Here is a 20,903-nt window from a genome sequence, read left to right on the forward strand (position 1 = left end):
CTTTCCCAATGAATTACTTAATAAAAGTTTGAAACGAGAGGTTTAGGTGCGATTAGAACGCGAACTTAGCACCTAGCTTGATTTGGTTGTCTTTAGTGTCGTGGTTACGAGCGAACTGAACGTATGGAGCAACGCTGTCAAAGTTAGTTAGAGTTGCTTTAACTTCGCTAGTCCAGAAAGAGTTTGTGTCACCAAACGTGCTGTTGATGCTACGAATATCTTTGTTTAGCTGAGACTTATGGATAGCTTTAGCAGTAAGTGTTACCGCTTCCATGTTGTAACCAACCATTAGGTCAGTACGACCGATACGGCTTTTTTCTTTATAGAAGTTAGTTGATGCGCCGTTTTTAACGTTTGTACCTGAAATTTTGTCAGCTTCGATATCAAAATCGATACGGTAACGAGCAGATGCGAAGAACTCGCCAAAAGCGGCACCAGCTTCTAGGCCTGCTTTTACAACATCAGAGTTTGGATCTTCAATAGTTAGTCTTGTGTAGTCACCTGGCTTAAGTGGTGGTAGATCATCCCAAGAGTCTGCGTAACCATCTTTGAACTTAACAACATAACCTAGTTGAGGTTTTACGTAGAAGTTTTCAGTAACGTCGAACTTGTAAGCTACGCCTAGGTCGATTTCTTTGTTTGTTGTGAATTCAGCAGCAAGGCCAAGGTTTTCCATCGGAGAGTGACCGATTACAACGCCTTGAGTGGCACCTTTAGCACCTTCAAAAAAATTGCCAGCAGAAGTACTGCGATCAGAGTAAACCTCTACAGACGTATCTGCGAATGCAGAAGAAGCGGTGATTGCTGCTAGTACAGCTGATGCTACTGTTAGTTTTTTCATTAGTTTATCCTAAGTTGTATAGAGTAATGAAACTTGACCAATTCCATGTGCTAAATGTGAACCTAAGCTAAGTTGTTGGTCTCATATTTGATTTCGAGATGGATGTTACACACTCAAATATCATATGTGAATACTCATTTTTCGTATTTGACACCATCTTGATAATTTCCTGACATAGGTAGCTTTGATGTAATGGGAATGTTTCATAAGTGGGTTTTTGAAATCGAAAATGGCAACTTAGCAGTACGGAGAAGTATGTAAATTGAGCTATTTTGCCTCTCCGAGAATGATGTAAATCTCAGTTTTCATCGCTTTCGATTGAATTGTCAGGGTAACTGTTTTACCTTTGGCTATGTTTCATATTTGATTTCAATAAAAATTGTTATAGGTGAGTGATTTACCGATGCAGGAAAATTATCAGGACAGAATAGTCGCTTTGCTGAAAGAGCGAGGTGAGACCAACGCGAGCTTAGCGAATGGTATAGGCAGAGGTAAGGCGACAGTAGGCAGATACTTGTCCAGATCTGACAATCGTACCTATCCGAGTGTAGAAGAGATCTCTGATATCGCCCGATACTTAGGCGTTCAGCCTCACTGGCTGGCATTTGGTATTGGTGATAAGTACACCGATGAAGACACAGTGAATAAGATGGTCACCAGTGAAGCGGTAACAGTAAATGTGTATAGCCGTGCGGATATCGCTAGGTTTCTTGAAACTGGTGAAGCGCCAGTTGTTACTAAGATGCCAGTTCATAAAGAACATAGCGGACACTTTGGTGTGGTTTACCCTGCACAAGGCAATATTTCACACACATGGGATTGTGCGGCACTTATCGATACCAGTGCTAACTGGGTAAATGATGATCTAGTGTTGGCTCGTATCGGTGACAACCCGGTGCCAGACTTTTTCACTCTGGTTAAAGTAGCGGATACGGTTCATGTTTGGTACGGGGATGATACTTCGCGAAATCCAATACACTCACTTCCTGAAAGCGAAATTGAGGTGTTGGGTATCGCTTGTTGGGGAACCTGGGCGAAACGTCGATAACAGTTTTTGACTGCACAAGATAATAAAAGGGCGATCTGAATGAACTCAGTTCGCCCTTTTAGTTTTGTATGAAAACGCGATTTAAAAACGATTGGTTATGCTGATCATGGCCACGTGTGCATCGTAACTTAACTTTATATCTCTCCAGTTACTATGCTGATAGCCATACTGCGCACCCACTTGCCATGAAGGTGTTACGTGATAGTGAACCCCCGCTTCTGCATAGAATGAATGATCGTCAAGGTATTGAAGATCCATCCGACTGGTAACTGACCATTGTGGTGCGAAGAAGTACTGTGCTTTGGCCGCTACTGATGGGAGTAACAAATTATCTCTGATAGATTCGTACTTGCCGCCTTCAATCAGTTCCGATTGCAGTTGAATATGGTAACCAAACAGACCTGCGCCAGCAGCCACTTTCAGGTTATCTTCTAAACGCCAATGCTTCATATAGTTAGCGCCAAAACCCCATTGACGAAGGGATGCGATAAACTCTTCACCATCATTATAGGTGTGATCATCTAAAACTAACGTACCGACGATGGTACCTTCACGACGAGTTTCATTTGGGTTTAGGGCAACCTCGATAGAGCTATCCTTGTCGATCATGTATTCGTAAAGGGCGCTCGAAAATGGTTGGTTGGGGTCAAGAGGTTCGGAATTTTCAAAGCTCGGGTTACTATCAATATCGCCCATTGAATCATGAAGATCAGCTCCTAAGTTCAGCGTGAAGCTATGTTTATATCGATAATCACGTGCAAGAACGGTTTTTTTCTTTGGTTTATTGTAGTCAAAAGCCTGATTCTCAATCTGAACCGTTAGCATCACACCATCATCTTTTGGTACTGCCATAACGTTAACACCATCGCGTTCAAACTCAGATACCCAGTAACGGCTGTTTAAAAATGCAATACCACCCCCGGCTAACACATCATCAGCAAAATGACGATTTCCGTGAACGCGACTCGCACCTACGAAAGTGGCAGCCGCATAGGCCGGTAAGCCCCAGGCTGGGCCATATCGATTGTAAAGAAACGAGGCACCAGAGACCGCAGCCGCCGTGTGTCCGGATGGGTAGGATGCGGTATTCGATTTATTTGGTCTGGTTCTACCCACAGCAAACTTACCCGTCTGTACGATTGCTATGGTGCTTCCCAACGTATAAGCCTGCTGCTTCGCGCCCTCTGGATCATCATGAACCCAGGCTGCAAACAGGCCAGTCAAGGGCAGGGCAACCTGAATAATATCCCCGGCCACGACGATATCGTCGTCCACTGAGTCTGTGATGAAGTTGTCGGCATTTGCTAAAGGGCTAAAGAGAAGAGGCAAACCAACAGCTAAACTAATTTTCATTTTGTTCATATTGTTCTTACTTATGATTTACATGTGTATATAATGACATGCGGCAATCTTGTGTGTGTATGCATATTTACAATAAATGTGATTTTTACTTAAAAAGTATTAAAAAATATACACTTGAGAGTAACACAGGTTTATTTTGTTACGAAACCCCGATGTAAAAGGATGAATGATGAAAAGAGTAGCAATCACCTCTCTATTAGCTTGTTTGAGCTTTGGCGTATACGCAGAGGTTAAAGCGGACGCTGATTATATCTATTACAACGCAAACGTATACACCGTTAATGATGCTCAGCCATGGGCGGAAGCATTTGCTGTAGAGAACGGGAAGATTATTTACGTTGGTGATATTGCAGGAACAGGTAAATATAAGGGCAAATCGACAAAGTTTGTAAACCTGAACGAAAAAATGGTGATGCCGGGTATTGTGGACGAGCATATTCACCCTGATATGGGCGCGGACAACTACCTTAACATTTTTGTCTCACCGATGGACTCCTGGGAAACTGTCACCAAAAAGTTGAAAGAGTATCGCGCTAAGTATCCTGACAAAAAATGGATATACGGCGGTAACCTTAACTGGTTAGCTGACAATGGCGAGGTGATATCGGGTACCGACGTTCCTTCTCACAAATCGTCACTGGACGCGATCATCGATGATAGACCAGTAGCCCTTTGGGATCAGGGTGCTCACGCTATGCTACTCAACAGCATGGCACTTAAAGAGCTTAATATCACTAAAGATACCGCGCCGCCTGCTGGTGGTATTCTGGTAAAAGATGAAAATGGTGAGCTTACCGGTGTTGTCAGGGAAACCGTTTCGGAGTGGGTAACTGCTGCGCTCGACAACCCTTCACTGGAAGTATGGGCTGATCAAGGTATGAAGCCATTTTTCTCTGAAATGCACTCGTATGGCGTTACTGCGATGAATGATGCATACGGTGTAAAGAGAAACTTCGATGCTTATAAATATCTCGAAGATAAAGACCAGATGAAAATCCGTATGCATGTGAGTATTTCATCTCCGCTTAATACTCCTGAGCAGAGCGCTAAAGATGCACAGCAGTATCTTATCGATAACAAAGATAAGTTTGCCAGCGAACACGTCTACCCGTACGGTATTAAGTACATCTTGGATGGTTCAGCAGCAGGTCGAACTGCTGTAATGCTGGAACCGTTTATCGGCACAAAATACAAAGGTATGTTACGAATTCCTCAGGAAGACGTGATGGAAGAGATGGAGCGTCTCGAGAAGCAAGGGTTTGTTTTCAAAGTGCATGCGATTGGCGATGGCTCTATCAGTATGATGCTGGATAACCTTTCTCAACTTCCTATCCGCGATGATGGCCGCTATCACAGTATTGCGCACGGTACATTTACTAACCCGAAAGACTACGTACGTTTCCATAAGCTGAACGTGGTGTATGAGGCATCTCCAGCTCTTTGGTTCCCATCTGATGCGATAGGTATCATCGAAAAAGACATTGGCGAACGCGTTAAATACATGTGGCCAATTCGCCAGCTTCTTGGCAAAGGTACTCTTATTTCATACGGCTCTGACTGGACCGTAGCGTTCTCTCCAAACCCTTGGCTTGCGATAGAATCTATGGTGACTCGTGAAGTACCGGGTGGTTCAAAGACAACGGCGTTTGATTTCAGTGCTATTAAACTGGAAGAGGCTATCCAAATTGCAACACTTAACGGTGCAAAAGCGATTGGTTTAGGTGACAAGCTGGGCTCTATCGAAGAAGGTAAATACGCAGACTTTATCGTGCTGGACAAAAACATTTTTGATGAGAAAATTCGTACCGTGCACGATACCAAAGTATTGCAGACTTACTTTAATGGTGAGCTAGTATACGAAGCCAAATAAACATACAGATACCACTTAATAGAAAAATGGCCTGACATCGCTGTCAGGCCATTTTTTCAAACTAAACGTAAGATCTTACTTCTCTTTACGAGAACGGTACAGGTCCCACTCGTCAATAAGTACGCCATCTTCAAGTTTGCAGTAACCTAACTGACCATCTTCGGTCTCTTTGATGATAGATTCACCACCGACCTCTGCACAGTATTCGCTTGCTGGGTTAGCCATGCCAATTGGTTTTTCAGAAGTATCTTGTGAACACCCGACTACACCAACAGTTAGTATTGCAAGGCTTAGTAATTTGATATTTTTCATGTTTTATGACTCCAGGAGTGCAATAAAAGTTTAGTAAGATGGCTGCACAGATACAGCCATCATGTCTAGTTTGGTTAAACTGCTGGCTTAGCTTTGCCCAGCTCACGTAGTTGCTGAATAACAACAAAGAACACGCAAGCGAATATACAGCCAATAAAGGTTGCCGTTACGATACCGCCGAACGATGCGAAGCCCAGTGCTTGCTGACCACCACTACCAACACCGTTCGCCAGCATCAGAGGGACAAGACCAACACCGAAACTGAATGCAGTCATAAACACTGCTCGTGCTCGCTGGCGAAGTGCTTCAACTGCCGAGTCCTTTATTGACAGTCCTTTCTGCTCACGTAGTGTTTTAGCAAATTCTACGATAAGTATAGCGTTTCGTACTGTCATACCAATAAGAAGGACCGCACTTAACTGAGTTAGCATGTTGATGTCTCCGCCAAGCCACATTACACCGCCAACGATACCGGTTACTGCAGTTGGTACAGTCAGCATGATTACTGTAGGAATTAACCATGACTCATACTGTGCTACCAGTACCAGGAAGCAGATAAGTAGCGCTAGTGAAAATACAACCACTACCTGGTTACCAGCCTTGATCTCTTCAAGAGCGGTACCAGTGAACTCAATGCTGATACCCTCTGGCAGGTCCATGTTCTGAATAAAGCGGATTGCGTCACCACTTGATACTGATGGAATCGCGTCGATACCAACAGACTGGATAGCGTTAAAGCGATCAAGGAATGAAGGTACGGAAATCTCTTCAATCGTTAGTACCTTAGTCGCCGGAATAGTACGACCATTGCCCTGAACGAAGTTTAGCTCTCCCAGTGCTTCTTGATTTTTGCGGAAGCTTGGATCGTTCTGAAGCATTACCTTGTAGTTACGGCCGTTCATGTTGAATGTGTTGATGTACATGCCGCCCATAAAAGTTTGCAGGCCAGTGATTACACTTGAGTAGTCTGCGCCGTACTTGTCTAGAGCAAGACGATCAAGATTCAGCTTAAGTGCTGGCTTATCAACGTTAAACTGTGTGTAAGCCATGTTGATGTCATCACTCGCATTCAGTTTTTCAAGAATGCCGCCAACCAGTACCGCTAGCTCCGCAGGAGAACGAGACAGAGAGTCGTTGATAGTCAGGCTAACACCGTTAACAGTACCAAGTTCTGGGATTACTGGTGGTTTAAATGCGAAACCAAACAAACCTTGTTCTGTTTTCGTTGCAAGAATGCCGTTGATTTGCTCTGCCAGCTGAGCATCTGATACGTTACGTTCTGTCATTGGTGACATAGTTGCAACCATCATCAGAGAGTTCATCTCTGGAGAACTGGTTAACAGGTTAAAGCCACTTGCGCCAATAACGTTTTTCACGCCTTCAAGTTGCATTACTTCGTCACTCAGCTCCTTAAATGCTGCATCCGTTACAGGTAGAGATGTACCAGGAGGGAAAGAAGCGATAACGAATACACCGTTGGTGTCTTCTTCTGGAAGCATACCCTGGCTTAGCTGTTGACCTTCCTGAGCGGTAAGGTAAAGCAAGCCACCAAGTAGAGCGATAGATAAAATCGGAAGGCGAACTGCGCCTTTCGTTAGCATGGTAAAGCCACCAATCTTGAATGAGATTAGCTTTTCGATACTTCTTGCTAGTACGCCTTTTTTCTCGCGCTTCATAAATAGCGCACAAAGAGCAGGAGTAAGCGTAAGTGCAACAACGGTACTTACCACTACAGAAGAACAGAGTACGATACCGAACTGACCAAAGATAATTCCCGTCATACCGTCCATAAAGACGGTTGGAGCAAATACCGCTAATAGTACAAGCGCACTTGCTACGATAGGAGATACAACCACATCACCAGCTTCGATGATCGCATCTTCGATACTGATGTTCGGGTCATCGTGCAGTTTTACTTCTGCGTTTTCGATTACGATGATGGCGGCATCGACCACGATACCAATCGCCATAACCAGTCCGAACATTGAGATGATGTTGATGTCGATACCAAAGGCCTGCATAAAGGCGAAAGTACCAACCAGAGATACCGGAATTGCAGTAACGGTAATCAGTGTTAGTCGGATAGACTGCATAAACACCAGAGTTACCATTGATACGATAGCAACGGCCAGTACTAGGGTTTCGACTACAGTATGGATTGCGCCAGCGACAAACTCTGTTGTGTCGTATACTGGCTCAACTTTGAATTGAGTATCGATGTTTGAGATAAGATCTTTAACCTGGCTACCAACATCCATTGCGTTCGCATCCGGAGTACGATAGATAAAGATCAGAGAGCCTTTACCACTGTCTACATAAGCGTTAGCTACGTAGGCTTCACTTCCAAGCTCAACTCGTGCGACGTCTTTAAGTAAAATTTTTCTAGACAGTGATGCGTTACGGATAACAATGTTTTCGAACTGCGCTTTTTCACTCAGACCACCATCAACGGACAGTGAGTATTCAAGCTTGTCACCAACAATACGGCCGGCACCGGCAATTTTGTTCTGAGCTGTGATTGCATAACCGATATCATCGATGTTTACGCGGTATTTCGCCATCTTCACCGGATCAGTCCAAACACGCATCGCGTATTTCTTTTCACCGACAATCTGTACCTTAGATACACCGTTAATCCGCTGAAGCGCTTCTTTTAGCTGACCGCCAGAGAATGAGTTGATCTCAAGTTCGCTAGCTTGTCCTGATTCATCTGTTACAGCAACGGCCATCACCATACCGCTGGTGAATTTTTCTACCGTTACACCGTTGGTGACCACAGAGCTAGGCAATTCCGGCATTGCCAGATCAACCCGGTTTTTAACTAGTGTTGCGGCTCTGTCTGGATCTACGGAGTTGTTAAACACCACCTGAAGGTAGTAAGAACCATCGGAGTTGTTTGTACTCTTCATGTACTCCATGCCAGGAGTACCGTTAACTCGCTGTTCGATAACCGGAGCTACGGACTTAGCTACTACTTCCGCACTTGCACCATCCATCCATGTGTAAACTTCGATGGTTACCGGAGATACGTCAGGATAACGACCAATTGGCGATTGCATTGCTGCCAGTACACCCACTAACGTGATCAATATACTGATCACGACGGCGAACTTTGGTCGCTTTACGAAAAACTTAAACATATGTATTTACCTTCAATTCGATTATACAGCTACTGTGTATCACCTAGCGCTTCAACCTTTTTAGTTCATCTGTTGACTGCATATATGACATCAGATGTATCCCTGGTCATTCTCTCTATCAATAATGAAGCTGGTTTTACAATATTTCCGACAATTAAATCATAATTGATTTGTTAAATCCAAATATGATTGTTATGAATTGGTTAATTACTGATCTAGATCTGGTTTATTAGGTTTTATGTGCTTTTGGTTCCAATCGTGGTGGTTTGGATGAGTGTTTATTGCTCAAAAATAAAACTAGAAACCTCACAAAATAAAATTTGCACAAAATTGACATAATTGATTCACGCTAGAGTGAGCAAGGCTTTTTGTTAGTATAAACGATTTTTAATAGTCTTTTTGGTGTCATATATGAAATTAACTGGGTTGATTTTGTCGGTTTGGTGAGTAGCATGCGCCCCCGTAAATCTTAATTCGATGTTCCTCGACTGATTGCCAGCAAGGAATTCGATCAATCTATGAGGAAAAGAAATGAGAAAGACAGCAAGTGGTTTCACACTTATCGAAATGGTCGTTGTGATCGTAATCCTGGGTATTCTAGCTGCTACTGCGGCACCAAAGTTTTTAAATCTTCAGTCTGACGCGCGTATTAGCACTCTTAAAGCAGCAGAAGGGGCTGTTCGTGGTGCAGATAGCATTGTGTTTGGTAAAGCTGCGATCAACGGTGTAGAGCAAGATCCTGCAAGTCACATTACGGTGGATGGCGTTAAAATTGAAACGGTAAAAGGCCACATTAAGAATACTAAAGTGAACCTGGAGAATGCTGTAGAGTTAAGTGGCTATGAAGTTTATCAGTCGCAAGAGGTTGCTTTCGCTGGTGACGAGAAAACATATGTCACGTTAGAAGGTCTTGAGTGGAACAGTGACAACGCTTGTCATGTTGAGGTAAACCAGGATGCTGATAAAGGCACCTTCTCATTCATCTACAAGAAAGATGGTTGCTAATTCGTACTAGCAGAACAAATTTGTGTCGAAAGCGGCCGCTATTTAGCGGCCGCTTTCGATCTACGTTTAAGCCCATGTTTAACGTAATGGGTAAAACATCTGGTGTGTTAGCGCCCAGGTGCTTTTGACTGCTCGTACGAAAAGAGGCCTATTAGGTAGGCCTCTTTGTAGCAATTAGAAGTAGTAAGAAACACCAACTTCAAACTTGTTATCGTTATCTTTGATTAGGTTCGTACCTGAAGTCTTTAGTTCTGCGTCAGTGCGTGTGTAGGTGTGTGATGCTTCTACCCACCATTTACCGTCTGCTGAGATTGCCTGACCGTAACCCGTTTTTACTTTAAATACGTCAGCCGTAGCTTTGTCTGCATTAATAAATCTAGGCTTGCCGTCAAGGTGCATGTACTGAGGCTGGAATACGATATATTCACCTGCTTCGCCTACTACCAGAGAACCAAATAGGTTTACCTGGTAACCAGAAAGATCTGCTTTCATGTTCCCAGCTTCTGCTTTACCAGTAACGTATGCAACGTTAGGGAAGATAGCTAGTTCTTCCCAAGGTGTGGTTACTTTTGCGATGGCGCCAAGGGCAACAATGTCAGTACCCGTGCCGTTGTAATGTTCCCAGCCTTTCATGTAGTCAACAGAGAAACCCGCTTGTGGCATAGCTGCCATATCAGTATCCAGCACCTGAAAGTAACGTAGACGAGAGTCTTGAGCTTTCTTGCCGTCAATGTTCTTAGTTGCTGTACCATGCTCTACAAGACCGATAAAGTTGTTTCCTTCGGAATACTGACCAGCAAGACCAACCATACCTTTTACAGTGCCGTCGTTATCTACCGTACCGAATGCAAAAGAGTTAACCTGGGTCAGGTCACTTGGGTTTGGAGCGTTTTCATCTGCTATTACTGGTGAAGCTATTGCAGCCACTGATAGGGCTAATACTGCTTTTTTCATTTTTGATTACCTATGAGGAATAAATTGGCCAGTAGTATCTGACCATCGATAATGTTGGCGATTTTAAACCAAAAAATCAGCAAGTAAATATCAATAATGATTGCTAATGTGAATTTTGTGTCATTAAGTGCGATTAATTTTGGAGTTTTAGTCTATTTGTGATTCTGTAGGGGTTGTGTATGGGGTTGAGTTAGCTGCTTCCGCCCAATCAATACGGCGGATCTCATAGAAAGCAATATGCTCATCCATATCTGAGTGGCTATATTGCCGATAGAAGAAATAGGTGTCGGGGGGAGCGTTATTTACTCCTCCCTACTTTAACTTGTGTTATTTCCAGTTGGTTAGATCGCCCACATACTCTCGGTATTCAACAATCTTTCCGTTGTTAAATCTAAATCCGATAAAGTGGCTACCTACATAGTCTTTATCGTAAAACGTTCCTTTTGCTTCATCAGCAAAGTAGTACCAGTCATTGACACCAAATCTTTGGTTTCTGGTGCTCTCGTGGATACGGTTCTCCATTTTAACGTTATGGTCAATCCATGTGATGATATTGTCGTAACCTTGCTTTCCTACAGAGCGCCCTTTGAAGGGGCCGTCAGGAAACTGAAAGATAAGGTCATCTTTGTTCAGCATTTGTTTAAAGCCTGTCCAGTCGCCAGTTGCAAAGCCTTCAAAGAATGCTTGCTCTGCCTGAGTGCCCAGCTCGCATATAGTTTCGTTATTGCACACTGGCTCTGGCGAAGCGTGGCTTACAGCAGAAAAGAGCGACAGAGATAGAACAGTGGTAAATAGTGATTTTTTCATGGTGGTATCGAATCTCCCGAAAGATAACAAGCTTGTGTATCTAATTTATCAGTAAGGCTCAATATCCGATGACGCTGGTATCTTATCAATGCACAGACAGGCAAAACCAAGTTATCTAAAACAGCAATAATTGGTAGGTATAAAGCAAAACGGCTCGCGTTATGCGAGCCGTTTGGTGCTGAAACAAGTAATGGGCAGACTACTCAAAGAACGATCTTTGAAGCGCCATCTCTACACCACGGATTTCTGCGAGACCTTTAAGTCGACCGATGCAGGAGTAACCTGGGTTGGTTTTCTTATTAAGATCGTCAATCATCTGATGGCCGTGATCTGGTCGCATTGGTATCAGGCGGGTTTCGCCATTACTTTTACGGCGGTTTTCTTCTTTGAGCAGTGCCATTACCACATTGTACATGTCCACATCACCTTCCAGATGTGCAGCTTCGTGGAAGCTCATCTGGTTTTCTTCTCGCTGAGTTGAGCGCAGGTGGGTGAAGTAAATACGGTCTCCATGTTTTTCGATCATATTGACCAAATCGTTGTCGCCACGCACACCATAAGAACCTGTACACATTGTAATGCCGTTCATCTGGCTAGGAACATTCTCCGTTAGCCAATCAATATCTTCGATAGTTGATACTACTCGAGGCAAGCCCAGAATAGGGCGCGGTGGATCGTCCGGGTGAACTGCCAGCTTCAAGCCATGGGCTTCGCATACAGGCATTAGCTCTTTCAGAAACAGGGCCATATGGTTGCGTAGCGTATCGCGATCAATATCTTTGTATGTGTCTAGTCGCGCCTGGAACTCATCAAGGGTATAACCTTCTTCCGCGCCAGGAAGTCCAGCGATAATGTTAGCCGTTAACTTATCAATGTCTGCCTGAGACATGGCATCAAAATACGCTTTAGCTTGTATTTGTTCTTCTTCGGAGTAACCTTCTTCTGCTCCTGGGCGTTTAAGGATATGAAGTTCAAAAGCCGCAAAAGCAATTTGATCAAATCTCAACGCTCTGGAACCATCAGCTAGTTCATACTCAAGGTCGGTACGAGTCCAGTCAAGAACAGGCATAAAGTTATAGCACACAGTGTCGATTCCGCAGCGTGCCAGATTTTCCAGAGACGCTTTGTAGTTATCGATCCATTTGGCGTAATCGCCACTTCGAGTCTTAATCTCTTCGTGTACCGGAACGCTCTCTACTACCGACCATGTTAGTTCGTTGGCTTCCAATAGCGACTTGCGTTTTTCAATCTCTTCTATCGTCCAGACTTCACCATTAGGGATATGATGTAGAGCGGTGACAACACCAGTTGCACCAGCCTGTCTGATATCGTTTAACGAGACAGGGTCGTTCGGGCCATACCAACGCCATGTTTGTTCCATAACTTTCACCTTTAAATTTCTGAGCTTTAAATGCAGAGCGGGTTATGTTTGCTCTTTTATTGTGTTTTACGAGTCAATAGTGTTCTACGAAGCAACCGGGTAAGAGCTAAATAAGAATCCATCGAATCTTGGGTCATCCACATCAGATAACTCAAACAGGGTTTCTTTTACATTCTCAAGGTGCTGCCACATTGCTTCGCGTGCTGCGACAGGATCTTTGCGAACCAATGCCATATAGATCTTTTCGTGATCCGCCAACCAACGCTGACGATAATCCTGGTTCGAAATACGCTCGTGTAACTGTCGCCACATCGCGCTCTTCTCTCTTCGAACCCACATCTCTCGCACCATATCGCACAGGACACTGTTTTGTGTTGCCTCTGCGATTACGATGTGGAACATTTCGTCCCCTTCATAATCGAGGTCGTTTTTCTCCAGATGCATGCGTTCCATGTCTAATGCTTCACGCAAGCGCGAGATGTCATTTTTAGTAACTTGAGATGCTGCAAATTCTGCGATGCGGCTTTCAAGAAACTGACGCGCCTGAAGCATTTCAAATGGTCCAGCATCGTCATCCTGTTCCTGTTCAACAACTTCTGCTGGCTTAAGCGATTCAGCCGCCAGTTGTTGAGCTTGTTCTGGAGTGTTGATGACAAAAACACCGGATCCTTTTTTAACTTTGACGATATCTTGTAGCTCAAGCATGATGAGTGATTCGCGGATAACCGAACGGCTCACTTCCATACTTTCAGCAATTTCACGTTCAGGTGGTAACTTATCACCTACCTTGAACTCACCAGCTGAGATTTTGTCCTTCAGTTTCAGGCCAATCTGCTGGTACAGACGTTTGGAATTACTCATATGATTTAACCCGTCATATAACTTATTGCTCAGAAATTTGGTCTGACATGATATCTAAATACCCGACCAATTGGTACTTGCATTGATGCGGCGAATGTATTTTTCTGAGCAAATTCGTTTCATAAATGCTATTACTCTTTATCCAGTTCTGCTTGCTAAGCGTATCTAGCTAAACAGGAATAGCTTCTAAGGTAATTCAGGAAGCCCGAGCAGGGCTTCCTGTCGTGGTGATTACTTAGCTAGAGCATCAATACCTTGTACATAGTCTTTGATTGCTGGGTTTTTCAATGCTTCATCATGCATTGGTTTAACCGCATCAATAAACGCTTGTTTGTCAACACTTACAACTTTAACGTCCATTGAACTCTTAGCTTTATCCATTGCTTCGTCGATCATCTTGGTCCACAGTTCTTTGTGGTAAGCCATTGAATCATCAGCAGCTTGTTTCACCAGGTCTTTTTGCTCGTCAGTCAGCTTGTTCCATGATGTTGTACTAATAAGAAGTACGTCAGGGATCATTGTGTGCTCATCCATGCTGTAGATCTTAGCTACTTCACCATGGCGTGAGTTTGTTAGTGCAGTAGGGTTGTTTTCAGCACCATCTACAACACCTTGCTGAAGTGCAGTGTATAGTTCACCGTAAGCAAGTGGGGTAGGAGAGCCACCCATTAGTTTGATCATGTTTACTGCTGTAGGGCTTGGCTGAACACGAATCTTCATGCCTGCCAGATCTGCAGGGCTCTTGATCTCTTTGTTTGCGTAGAAGCTACGAGAACCACCATCATAATAGGTCAGACCAATAAAGCCTTTGTCTTCAGATGCTTTAAGAATTTTCTGGCCAACTTCGCCTTCCATTGAGCGGTAGTAGTGGTCACGGTCGTGGAAAATGTAAGGGATATTGAATGCACCGTAAGCTGGCTCAAAGGATTCCATCTCACTCGCGTTAGACTTCACCATATCCAATGCGCCGTTCTGCATTAGCTCCATCGATTCACGCTGAGTACCAAGCTGACCGTTAGGATAGATGCGGATTTTTACTTCACCGTTAGTCAGTTTCTTAACTTCATCTGCCATATATTTCATGGACTTATGAACTGGGTGGTTTCTGTCCTGGTTGTGGCTTAGTTTAAACGTTGTTGCAGCGTATGCAGGTAAAGCAGCAGTGGCAGCGATAGCACATGAAATTAATGTTGCTACGGCAGTTTTGTTCCCAAACATAGTATTCTCCATTTTCTCAATTTTATATATGAGTATTGAATCGGGTTAGTTTGCTCTTTCTTGTAGTTACTTCTGTTCATCTATTTTTTGTGAACAGATGTCAGTCCACGTTGTTTCCACTTTAATTTGGCCTAATATCTTTTGGTCATCAATAAAACCATCTCGAAAAGATGACTGACATCACAAACAAAAATATACAAATTGGTCTGGCCAATTTAGTGTGATCTATCTCTCTTGGTCTGAGATGTATAAGCAATATAATGAGACAAAATCATACCGCTGGTTAATAAAGTGACTGGTGGAGAATCGAATCACTAATAAAACAAACGGATTGGACAATGAAAAAGCTCATTTCAGTGATGGATAAGTCTCTGTCTATGTTTTGCATTTCGCTCAGTAGCTTTCTGGTGATATGCGTTGTATGGCAGGTCTTTTCTCGCTACGTTTTGAACTCCCCAAGTACGATGACGGACGAGATTGCTCGCTTTCTATTTATCTGGGTTGGTCTAATGGGTGCTGCTTACACACTTGGCAAAAAACGCCACCTGGCAATCGACTTGCTCTCTTTTAAACTGGAGCACAACCCACCCAAACAAGCTGCCTTACACTTGCTTATCAATCTAATCAGCCTTTTCTTTGCTGTCGTTATCATGATTTATGGTGGCGGTTCGCTAATGCTTAAAACTCTGTCTACCGGTCAGGTTTCTCCTGCGCTGGGAATTGAAATGGGTTTAGTGTACGCCGCGATTCCTCTTAGTGGATTCTTTATGACCATCTACCTGCTGGAAGATGTGATGCATAACCTCAACCTGATGAAAAAGCCTGTCAACGGCTAACCTAATAATATAAAAGGAGAAATCTGATGGAATGGCAGGTAATAATTGTATTGTTTGGTACCTTTTTCCTCTTTCTTGGACTAGGTGTACCTATTTCTTTTGGTATCGGTGTTGCGTCACTATTGACGGTAATGCTGCAGTTACCATTTGAATCTGCGATAGCGGTAATTTCACAAAAAATGGCCTCCGGTCTGGACAGTTTTGCTCTGTTGGCGATTCCGTTCTTTATCCTCGCTGGTAACATTATGAACCAGGGCGGTATCGCTCTAAGGCTTATCGAGTTTGCTAAAGTCATTGGTGGTCGCCTACCAGGTTCACTTGCGCACGTAAACGTGATTGCAAACATGATGTTTGGTGCGATCTCCGGCTCAGCAGTAGCGTCTGCAGCTGCGGTTGGTGGCACAATGGCTCCTCTACAGAAGAAAGAAGGCTATGACCCTGCTTACTCTGCTGCGGTTAACATTACGTCATGTCCGACAGGTCTTTTGATTCCGCCAAGTAACACCTTCATTGTTTACTCACTAATTTCTGGCGGTACTTCAATCGGTGCACTGTTCTTAGCAGGCTACATCCCTGGCATGCTAATGGGTCTTGGCTTGATGCTAGTTGCAGGTTACTTCGCGAAAAAGCGTGGCTACCCGGTATCACCTAAGCCAACTCGTTCTGAAGTAATCAAAAAGACCTTAGATGCACTGCCAAGCCTTAGCCTTATTGTGGTTATCATGGGTGGTATCGTAGGTGGTATCTTCACAGCAACTGAAGCCTCGGCGATTGCGGTAGTGTATACCCTTCTGCTAGCGGTAGTTTTCTATCGAGAAGTTTCTTTAAAACAGATACCAAGTATTGTTCTTGAGTCTGTGGTTACTACTTCCATCGTACTTCTGCTGATTGGCGCGTCTATGGGCATGTCATGGGCGATGGCGAATGCTGATATTCCTTACATGATCAGTGACGCACTGATGGCGGTATCTGAAAACCCAATCATCATCCTTCTGATAATCAACATTATTCTTCTGATTATCGGCGTGTTTATGGATATGACTCCGGCGCTACTTATCTTTACTCCGATCTTCTTGCCAATCGCGATGGACCTGGGTATGGATCCGGTACACTTCGGCATCATGATGACCTTTAACCTATGTATCGGTATCTGTACTCCACCAGTAGGTAGTGCGCTGTTTATCGGTTGTTCTGTAGGTAAAGTGAAGATCGACAAAGTTGTAAAACCATTGCTGCCATTCTATGCGGTACTGATTCTGGCTCTGATGCTAGTGACATTTATCCCTCAGCTAAGTCTGATTCTTCCTCAAACAGTACTAGGTTACTAATCCATTGAATATGGGCGGAGCACTCCGCCCTAATATCGTTAGGAAATAATTATGAAATCTGTAAAACAGTGGCAATTTAAAGCGACTGAAAATAATCGCATCGATATTGAGTGCGATGGACGTCATCTTCTGCATATTTTCGTACTAGAACAAGACATCATTCGTGTGATGTTCAAAAACAAAGGTGAGGCGAGGCTGGACAGAAGCTGGTCCGTCGCGCCAGATGGTAAAGACGTCGCATGGGAAGGACGAGACAGGCTCTCAACAGAGGGCTTTAGCTGCCCTGAGTTCAATCTGATTAACGAAGACGAGCGCCTGACTATCGAAACAGAAGCGCTGCGCCTAACGCTGCATCAACCATTGTGGATGGAGTGGGAATATAAATCAGATGAGAAATGGTTACCGCTGGCTTCAGACCGTAAAACGGGTGCTTACCAGTTAGGTGTTTCTGACAACGCTGTTGCGCACTTCATGAATCGAAACCTGTCAGACCAATATTACGGTCTGGGAGAGAAAGCGGGTGACCTAAACCGCAGTGGCCGCCGCTTTGAGATGCGTAATCTGGATGCGATGGGCTACGATGCAGCAAGCACTGACCCGCTATACAAGCATATTCCTTTCTATATCACTCGTGTGACTGAGCAGGACGAAGCGGTGAGCTTCGGTCTTTACTACGATAACCTGGCTAGTTGCTGGTTCGATTTAGGTAACGAGCTGGATAATTACCATGTGAAGTACCGTAGCTATCGCGCAGAAGATGGCGACCTGGATTTCTACATGATGCTGGGTAAGACCATTGCGAATGTCTCTAAGAAATTCGTTCGCCTGACTGGCGGTACTATCTTTGGTCCTCGTTGGAGCCTTGGTTACAGTGGTTCCACCATGCAGTACACCGATGCAGAGAACGCTCAGGAACTACTAGAAGGTTTTGTTGATAAATGTGCAACAAACGGTATTCCATGCGACTCGTTCCAGCTTTCTTCCGGTTATACATCGATTGGCAACAAGCGATACGTATTTAACTGGAACTACGACAAAGTGCCAAACCCAAATGCGATGTCGGATGTGTTCCACGAAGCAGGACTGAAGCTGGCAGCAAACATTAAACCTTGCCTGTTGCACGATCACCCAAGATTCAGCGAAGCAGAAGAGAAGGGTTTATTTATCCGCGATTCAGAAGTGGACGAGCCAGAAAAATCGGTATTCTGGGATGCTGACGGTTCTCATTTGGACTTTACTAACCCGGATACCATCAAGTGGTGGCAGGATAACGTGAAAGAGCAGTTGCTGGATAAAGGCATCGACTCAACCTGGAATGATAACAATGAGTACGAGATCTGGGACAAAGGCGCACGGTGTCACGGCTTTGGTAAAGAGATCCCTGTTAGCCTGATCCGTCCGCTACAACCTCTGTTAATGATGCGCGCCTCTTATGAAGCGCAGGTTGAATATGCACCAGAAATTCGCCCTTATCTGATTTCACGTTCAGGTTGTCCGGGCATGAACCGTTATGTTCAAACCTGGAGTGGTGATAACCGCACCAACTGGACCAGCCTGAAGTACAACATTCGCATGGGGCTGGGAATGAGCCTTTCAGGTTTGTATAACCTTGGTCATGATGTCGGTGGATTTGCCGGTGAACGTCCGGATCCTGAGCTATTTGCTCGCTGGGTACAGAACGGCGTTATGCATCCTCGTTTCACTATCCATTCATGGAATGATGATGGCAGTGTAAATGAACCGTGGATGTATCCAGAGGTGACGCCAATCATCCGCGATGCGATGGCACTTCGCTACCGCTTAATGCCATATCTTTATAACTTGCTATGGCAGGCACACAGCGAAGACGAACCGATGATGCGCCCGACCTTCCTGGATCATGAAAATGATGCCAATACCTTTGCAGAGTGCGATGACTACCTGCTTGGTAAAGATCTATTAGTTGCTTCTGTAGTGGAAGAAGGTCAGCGCGAGCGAGACATCTATCTGCCAGACAACGCAACTGGGTGGTACGACTTCTACACAGGACAATGGTTCGCAGGCAAGCAGACCATTACCGTAGACGCACCATTAGAAACTTTGCCGTTGATGGTTCGTGCAGGTACTGTTCTGCCGACCAGTGAACGTGTTGCCTATAGCTCTGCTGCTTCAGACACGAAACGCTCACTTGAGCTCTTCCCACTTAAAGGGTGCGGTGAGGCGTCAGTTAGTCTGTTTGATGATGATGGCGAAACCAATCGCTATCTGGACGGTGAGTTCCTGAGCCTGGATATCAAGATGAACTGCTCACTCGAATCGGTGGAACTGACTATTGAGACTCGTGGTGACTTCACTCCTGCTTACACAGAATTAGCTATCAAGTTACCAGCTTCTGAGCAGAGAAGTATCACTATTAACGGAAAGGCTTACGCAAATGGCGACAAGCTTCCACTGAGCGAAATCAGATAAGGAATAAATCAAATGACTAACAACATCTCAAATACAGAACTGAACTCAGGGGTAGCGTTACCTGGCTATGATCGTAGCCGACTAAAAAGCAAGATAGTTCACCTTGGTTTCGGCGCATTTCACCGCGCACACCAGGCTTTGTTTACTAATGAACTGGCTCAGAAAACGGATAGTGATTGGGGATACTGTGAGGTAAATCTATTTGGTGGTGAAGAACTGATAGAGCAACTGAGAGAACAGGATCATCTGTACACTGTCGCTGAAAAAGGCGCTGAAAAAAATGATGTGAAGGTGATAGGTTCGGTTTGTGAGTCACTTCATCCGACTTTTGACGGCGAAGAAGCGGTTATTGAGAAAATGGCGGAGCCTCAAGTGGCTATCGTTTCAATGACAATCACAGAGAAAGGCTACTGTGCAGACCCGGCAACCGGAAAGCTGGATAAAGAAAATGCGTTGGTTAAGGCTGACTTAGCGAACCCTACACAGCCTAAATCTGCTCTTGGATACATTGTTCAGGCACTAAAACTGCGTCGTGAGCGTGGTCTTACACCATTTACCGTTATGTCTTGTGACAACGTTCAGGAGAACGGACACGTTGCGAAAGCAGCTATTCTTGAATTTGCCAGGTTACTTGATGCCGAGTTGGGCGAATGGATTGAACAGAACGTGACTTTCCCTTGCACCATGGTAGACCGCATTGTGCCAGCAGCGACGGAAGAAACGCTAGCCGAAATCTCAGAGCTACTAGGCTGTGATGACCCATGTGGTATCGCGTGTGAACCATTCCGTCAGTGGGTAATTGAAGATAACTTTGTTGCCGGTCGCCCGGACTGGAATGTAGCTGGCGCTGAATTTGTGGCCGATGTTGTGCCATACGAAGAGATGAAGCTTCGTATGCTCAATGGTTCTCACTCATTCCTTGCTTATCTTGGTTACCTTGGTGGCTATGCACACATCTCGGATACCATGACCGATGAAGGTTACCGTAAAGCCGCGTTTGACATGATGATGAAAGCACAGGCACCTTCACTGGATATGCCAGAAGGTACTGATTTGGAAGCATACGCTAGGTTGCTGATTGACCGCTTCACAAACCCAAGCCTGAAACACCAGACATGGCAAATTGCGATGGATGGTAGCCAGAAGATCCCTCAACGTATGGGTGGCAGCCTTAAGTTCCACCTTGAGCAGGGTAGCAATTTCTCCTGGTTAGCAACCGCAATCGCAGGTTGGATGCGTTACGTTGCGGGTGTTGATGAGCAGGGTAACGAAATCAACGTATTAGACCCAATGGTTGAAACACTACGTAAGATTTGCGATGAGCATGGCCTGAATGTGTCGGTGGTTCCAGCATTACTTTCTGTGGAAGCGATTTTCCCACCTGAACTGGGCCAAAACCCACAGGTGATTGATGCGGTAAGTACTGCTTACCAGTCTCTGATTGATAACGGGGCTCGCGCTACCGTGGCAGCGCTATAAGAATAGGAGAGTG

General features: G+C 44.6%; 16 protein-coding genes. 7 read left to right on the forward strand and 9 right to left on the reverse strand.

What is annotated here, in order from left to right; genetic code table 11:
- Positions 1-52 precede the first annotated feature (52 nt).
- Complete coding sequence (locus P7F88_RS10370; protein WP_277824353.1) at positions 53-841, reverse strand: hypothetical protein; 789 nt, start codon at positions 839-841, stop codon at positions 53-55.
- Positions 842-1,244: 403 nt separating this feature from the next.
- On the opposite strand from P7F88_RS10370, the gene P7F88_RS10375 reads away from it, so the two are divergent.
- A complete protein-coding gene (locus tag P7F88_RS10375) occupies positions 1,245-1,889 on the forward strand; it encodes a helix-turn-helix domain-containing protein (RefSeq protein WP_277824355.1) in 645 nt (214 codons plus the stop codon).
- An 81-nt stretch (positions 1,890-1,970) separates the two neighbouring features.
- Here the strand turns inward: P7F88_RS10375 and P7F88_RS10380 are convergent, their stop codons facing one another.
- Positions 1,971-3,251, reverse strand: coding sequence for a phosphatase PAP2 family protein (locus tag P7F88_RS10380; protein ID WP_277824357.1), 1,281 nt, complete (start codon positions 3,249-3,251; stop codon positions 1,971-1,973).
- A gap of 169 nt (positions 3,252-3,420) precedes the next feature.
- Here P7F88_RS10380 and P7F88_RS10385 point away from each other — a divergent pair, with 169 nt between their 5' ends.
- A complete protein-coding gene (locus P7F88_RS10385; RefSeq protein ID WP_277824359.1) occupies positions 3,421-5,121 on the forward strand; it encodes an amidohydrolase in 1,701 nt (566 codons plus the stop codon).
- A gap of 75 nt (positions 5,122-5,196) precedes the next feature.
- Here P7F88_RS10385 and P7F88_RS10390 read toward each other — a convergent pair whose 3' ends face one another.
- Together P7F88_RS10390 and P7F88_RS10395 are read right to left on the reverse strand one after the other, a co-directional pair.
- Positions 5,197-5,433 (reverse strand): putative hemolysin, encoded by a 237-nt coding sequence (locus P7F88_RS10390; protein WP_277824362.1) that lies wholly within the window; start codon positions 5,431-5,433, stop codon positions 5,197-5,199.
- A 74-nt stretch (positions 5,434-5,507) separates the two neighbouring features.
- Positions 5,508-8,573 (reverse strand): efflux RND transporter permease subunit, encoded by a 3,066-nt coding sequence (locus tag P7F88_RS10395; protein ID WP_277824364.1) that lies wholly within the window; start codon positions 8,571-8,573, stop codon positions 5,508-5,510.
- 531 nt (positions 8,574-9,104) lie between these two features.
- Between P7F88_RS10395 and P7F88_RS10400 the strand changes: the two genes are divergently transcribed.
- On the forward strand, positions 9,105-9,578 hold the full coding sequence (locus P7F88_RS10400; RefSeq protein ID WP_277824366.1) for a type II secretion system protein: 474 nt from the start codon (positions 9,105-9,107) through the stop codon (positions 9,576-9,578).
- Positions 9,579-9,752: 174 nt separating this feature from the next.
- On the opposite strand, the gene P7F88_RS10405 is transcribed toward P7F88_RS10400, so the two are convergent.
- From P7F88_RS10405 to P7F88_RS10425, 5 genes are all read right to left on the reverse strand, one after another.
- Positions 9,753-10,532, reverse strand: coding sequence for a hypothetical protein (locus P7F88_RS10405; protein WP_277824368.1), 780 nt, complete (start codon positions 10,530-10,532; stop codon positions 9,753-9,755).
- A gap of 327 nt (positions 10,533-10,859) precedes the next feature.
- Positions 10,860-11,339, reverse strand: a complete 480-nt coding sequence (locus tag P7F88_RS10410; protein WP_277824370.1) for a nuclear transport factor 2 family protein — start codon at positions 11,337-11,339, stop codon at positions 10,860-10,862.
- A gap of 199 nt (positions 11,340-11,538) precedes the next feature.
- On the reverse strand, positions 11,539-12,720 hold the full coding sequence (gene uxuA, locus P7F88_RS10415) for a mannonate dehydratase (RefSeq protein WP_277824372.1): 1,182 nt from the start codon (positions 12,718-12,720) through the stop codon (positions 11,539-11,541).
- An 84-nt stretch (positions 12,721-12,804) separates the two neighbouring features.
- The gene (locus tag P7F88_RS10420; protein WP_277824374.1) at positions 12,805-13,581 is read right to left on the reverse strand and encodes an FCD domain-containing protein; all 777 of its coding nucleotides are present in this window, start codon (positions 13,579-13,581) and stop codon (positions 12,805-12,807) included.
- A 231-nt stretch (positions 13,582-13,812) separates the two neighbouring features.
- Positions 13,813-14,799, reverse strand: coding sequence for a TRAP transporter substrate-binding protein (locus P7F88_RS10425; protein ID WP_277824376.1), 987 nt, complete (start codon positions 14,797-14,799; stop codon positions 13,813-13,815).
- A 338-nt stretch (positions 14,800-15,137) separates the two neighbouring features.
- On the opposite strand from P7F88_RS10425, the gene P7F88_RS10430 reads away from it, so the two are divergent.
- From P7F88_RS10430 to P7F88_RS10445, 4 genes are read left to right on the forward strand one after another with little or no spacing between them, the layout of a single operon-like run.
- Positions 15,138-15,635 (forward strand): TRAP transporter small permease, encoded by a 498-nt coding sequence (locus P7F88_RS10430; protein ID WP_277824378.1) that lies wholly within the window; start codon positions 15,138-15,140, stop codon positions 15,633-15,635.
- 26 nt (positions 15,636-15,661) lie between these two features.
- The gene (locus P7F88_RS10435; protein WP_277824380.1) at positions 15,662-16,963 is read left to right on the forward strand and encodes a TRAP transporter large permease; all 1,302 of its coding nucleotides are present in this window, start codon (positions 15,662-15,664) and stop codon (positions 16,961-16,963) included.
- A 51-nt stretch (positions 16,964-17,014) separates the two neighbouring features.
- Positions 17,015-19,411 carry a glycoside hydrolase family 31 protein gene (locus tag P7F88_RS10440; RefSeq protein WP_277824382.1) on the forward strand — a complete coding sequence of 799 codons (2,397 nt, stop codon included), beginning with the start codon at positions 17,015-17,017 and terminating at the stop codon, positions 19,409-19,411.
- A 12-nt stretch (positions 19,412-19,423) separates the two neighbouring features.
- Positions 19,424-20,890 carry a mannitol dehydrogenase family protein gene (locus P7F88_RS10445; protein ID WP_277824384.1) on the forward strand — a complete coding sequence of 489 codons (1,467 nt, stop codon included), beginning with the start codon at positions 19,424-19,426 and terminating at the stop codon, positions 20,888-20,890.
- The last annotated feature ends 13 nt before the right edge of the window (positions 20,891-20,903 follow it).

This window comes from Vibrio hannami, assembly GCF_029589055.1.
Taxonomy (GTDB): domain Bacteria; phylum Pseudomonadota; class Gammaproteobacteria; order Enterobacterales; family Vibrionaceae; genus Vibrio; species Vibrio hannami.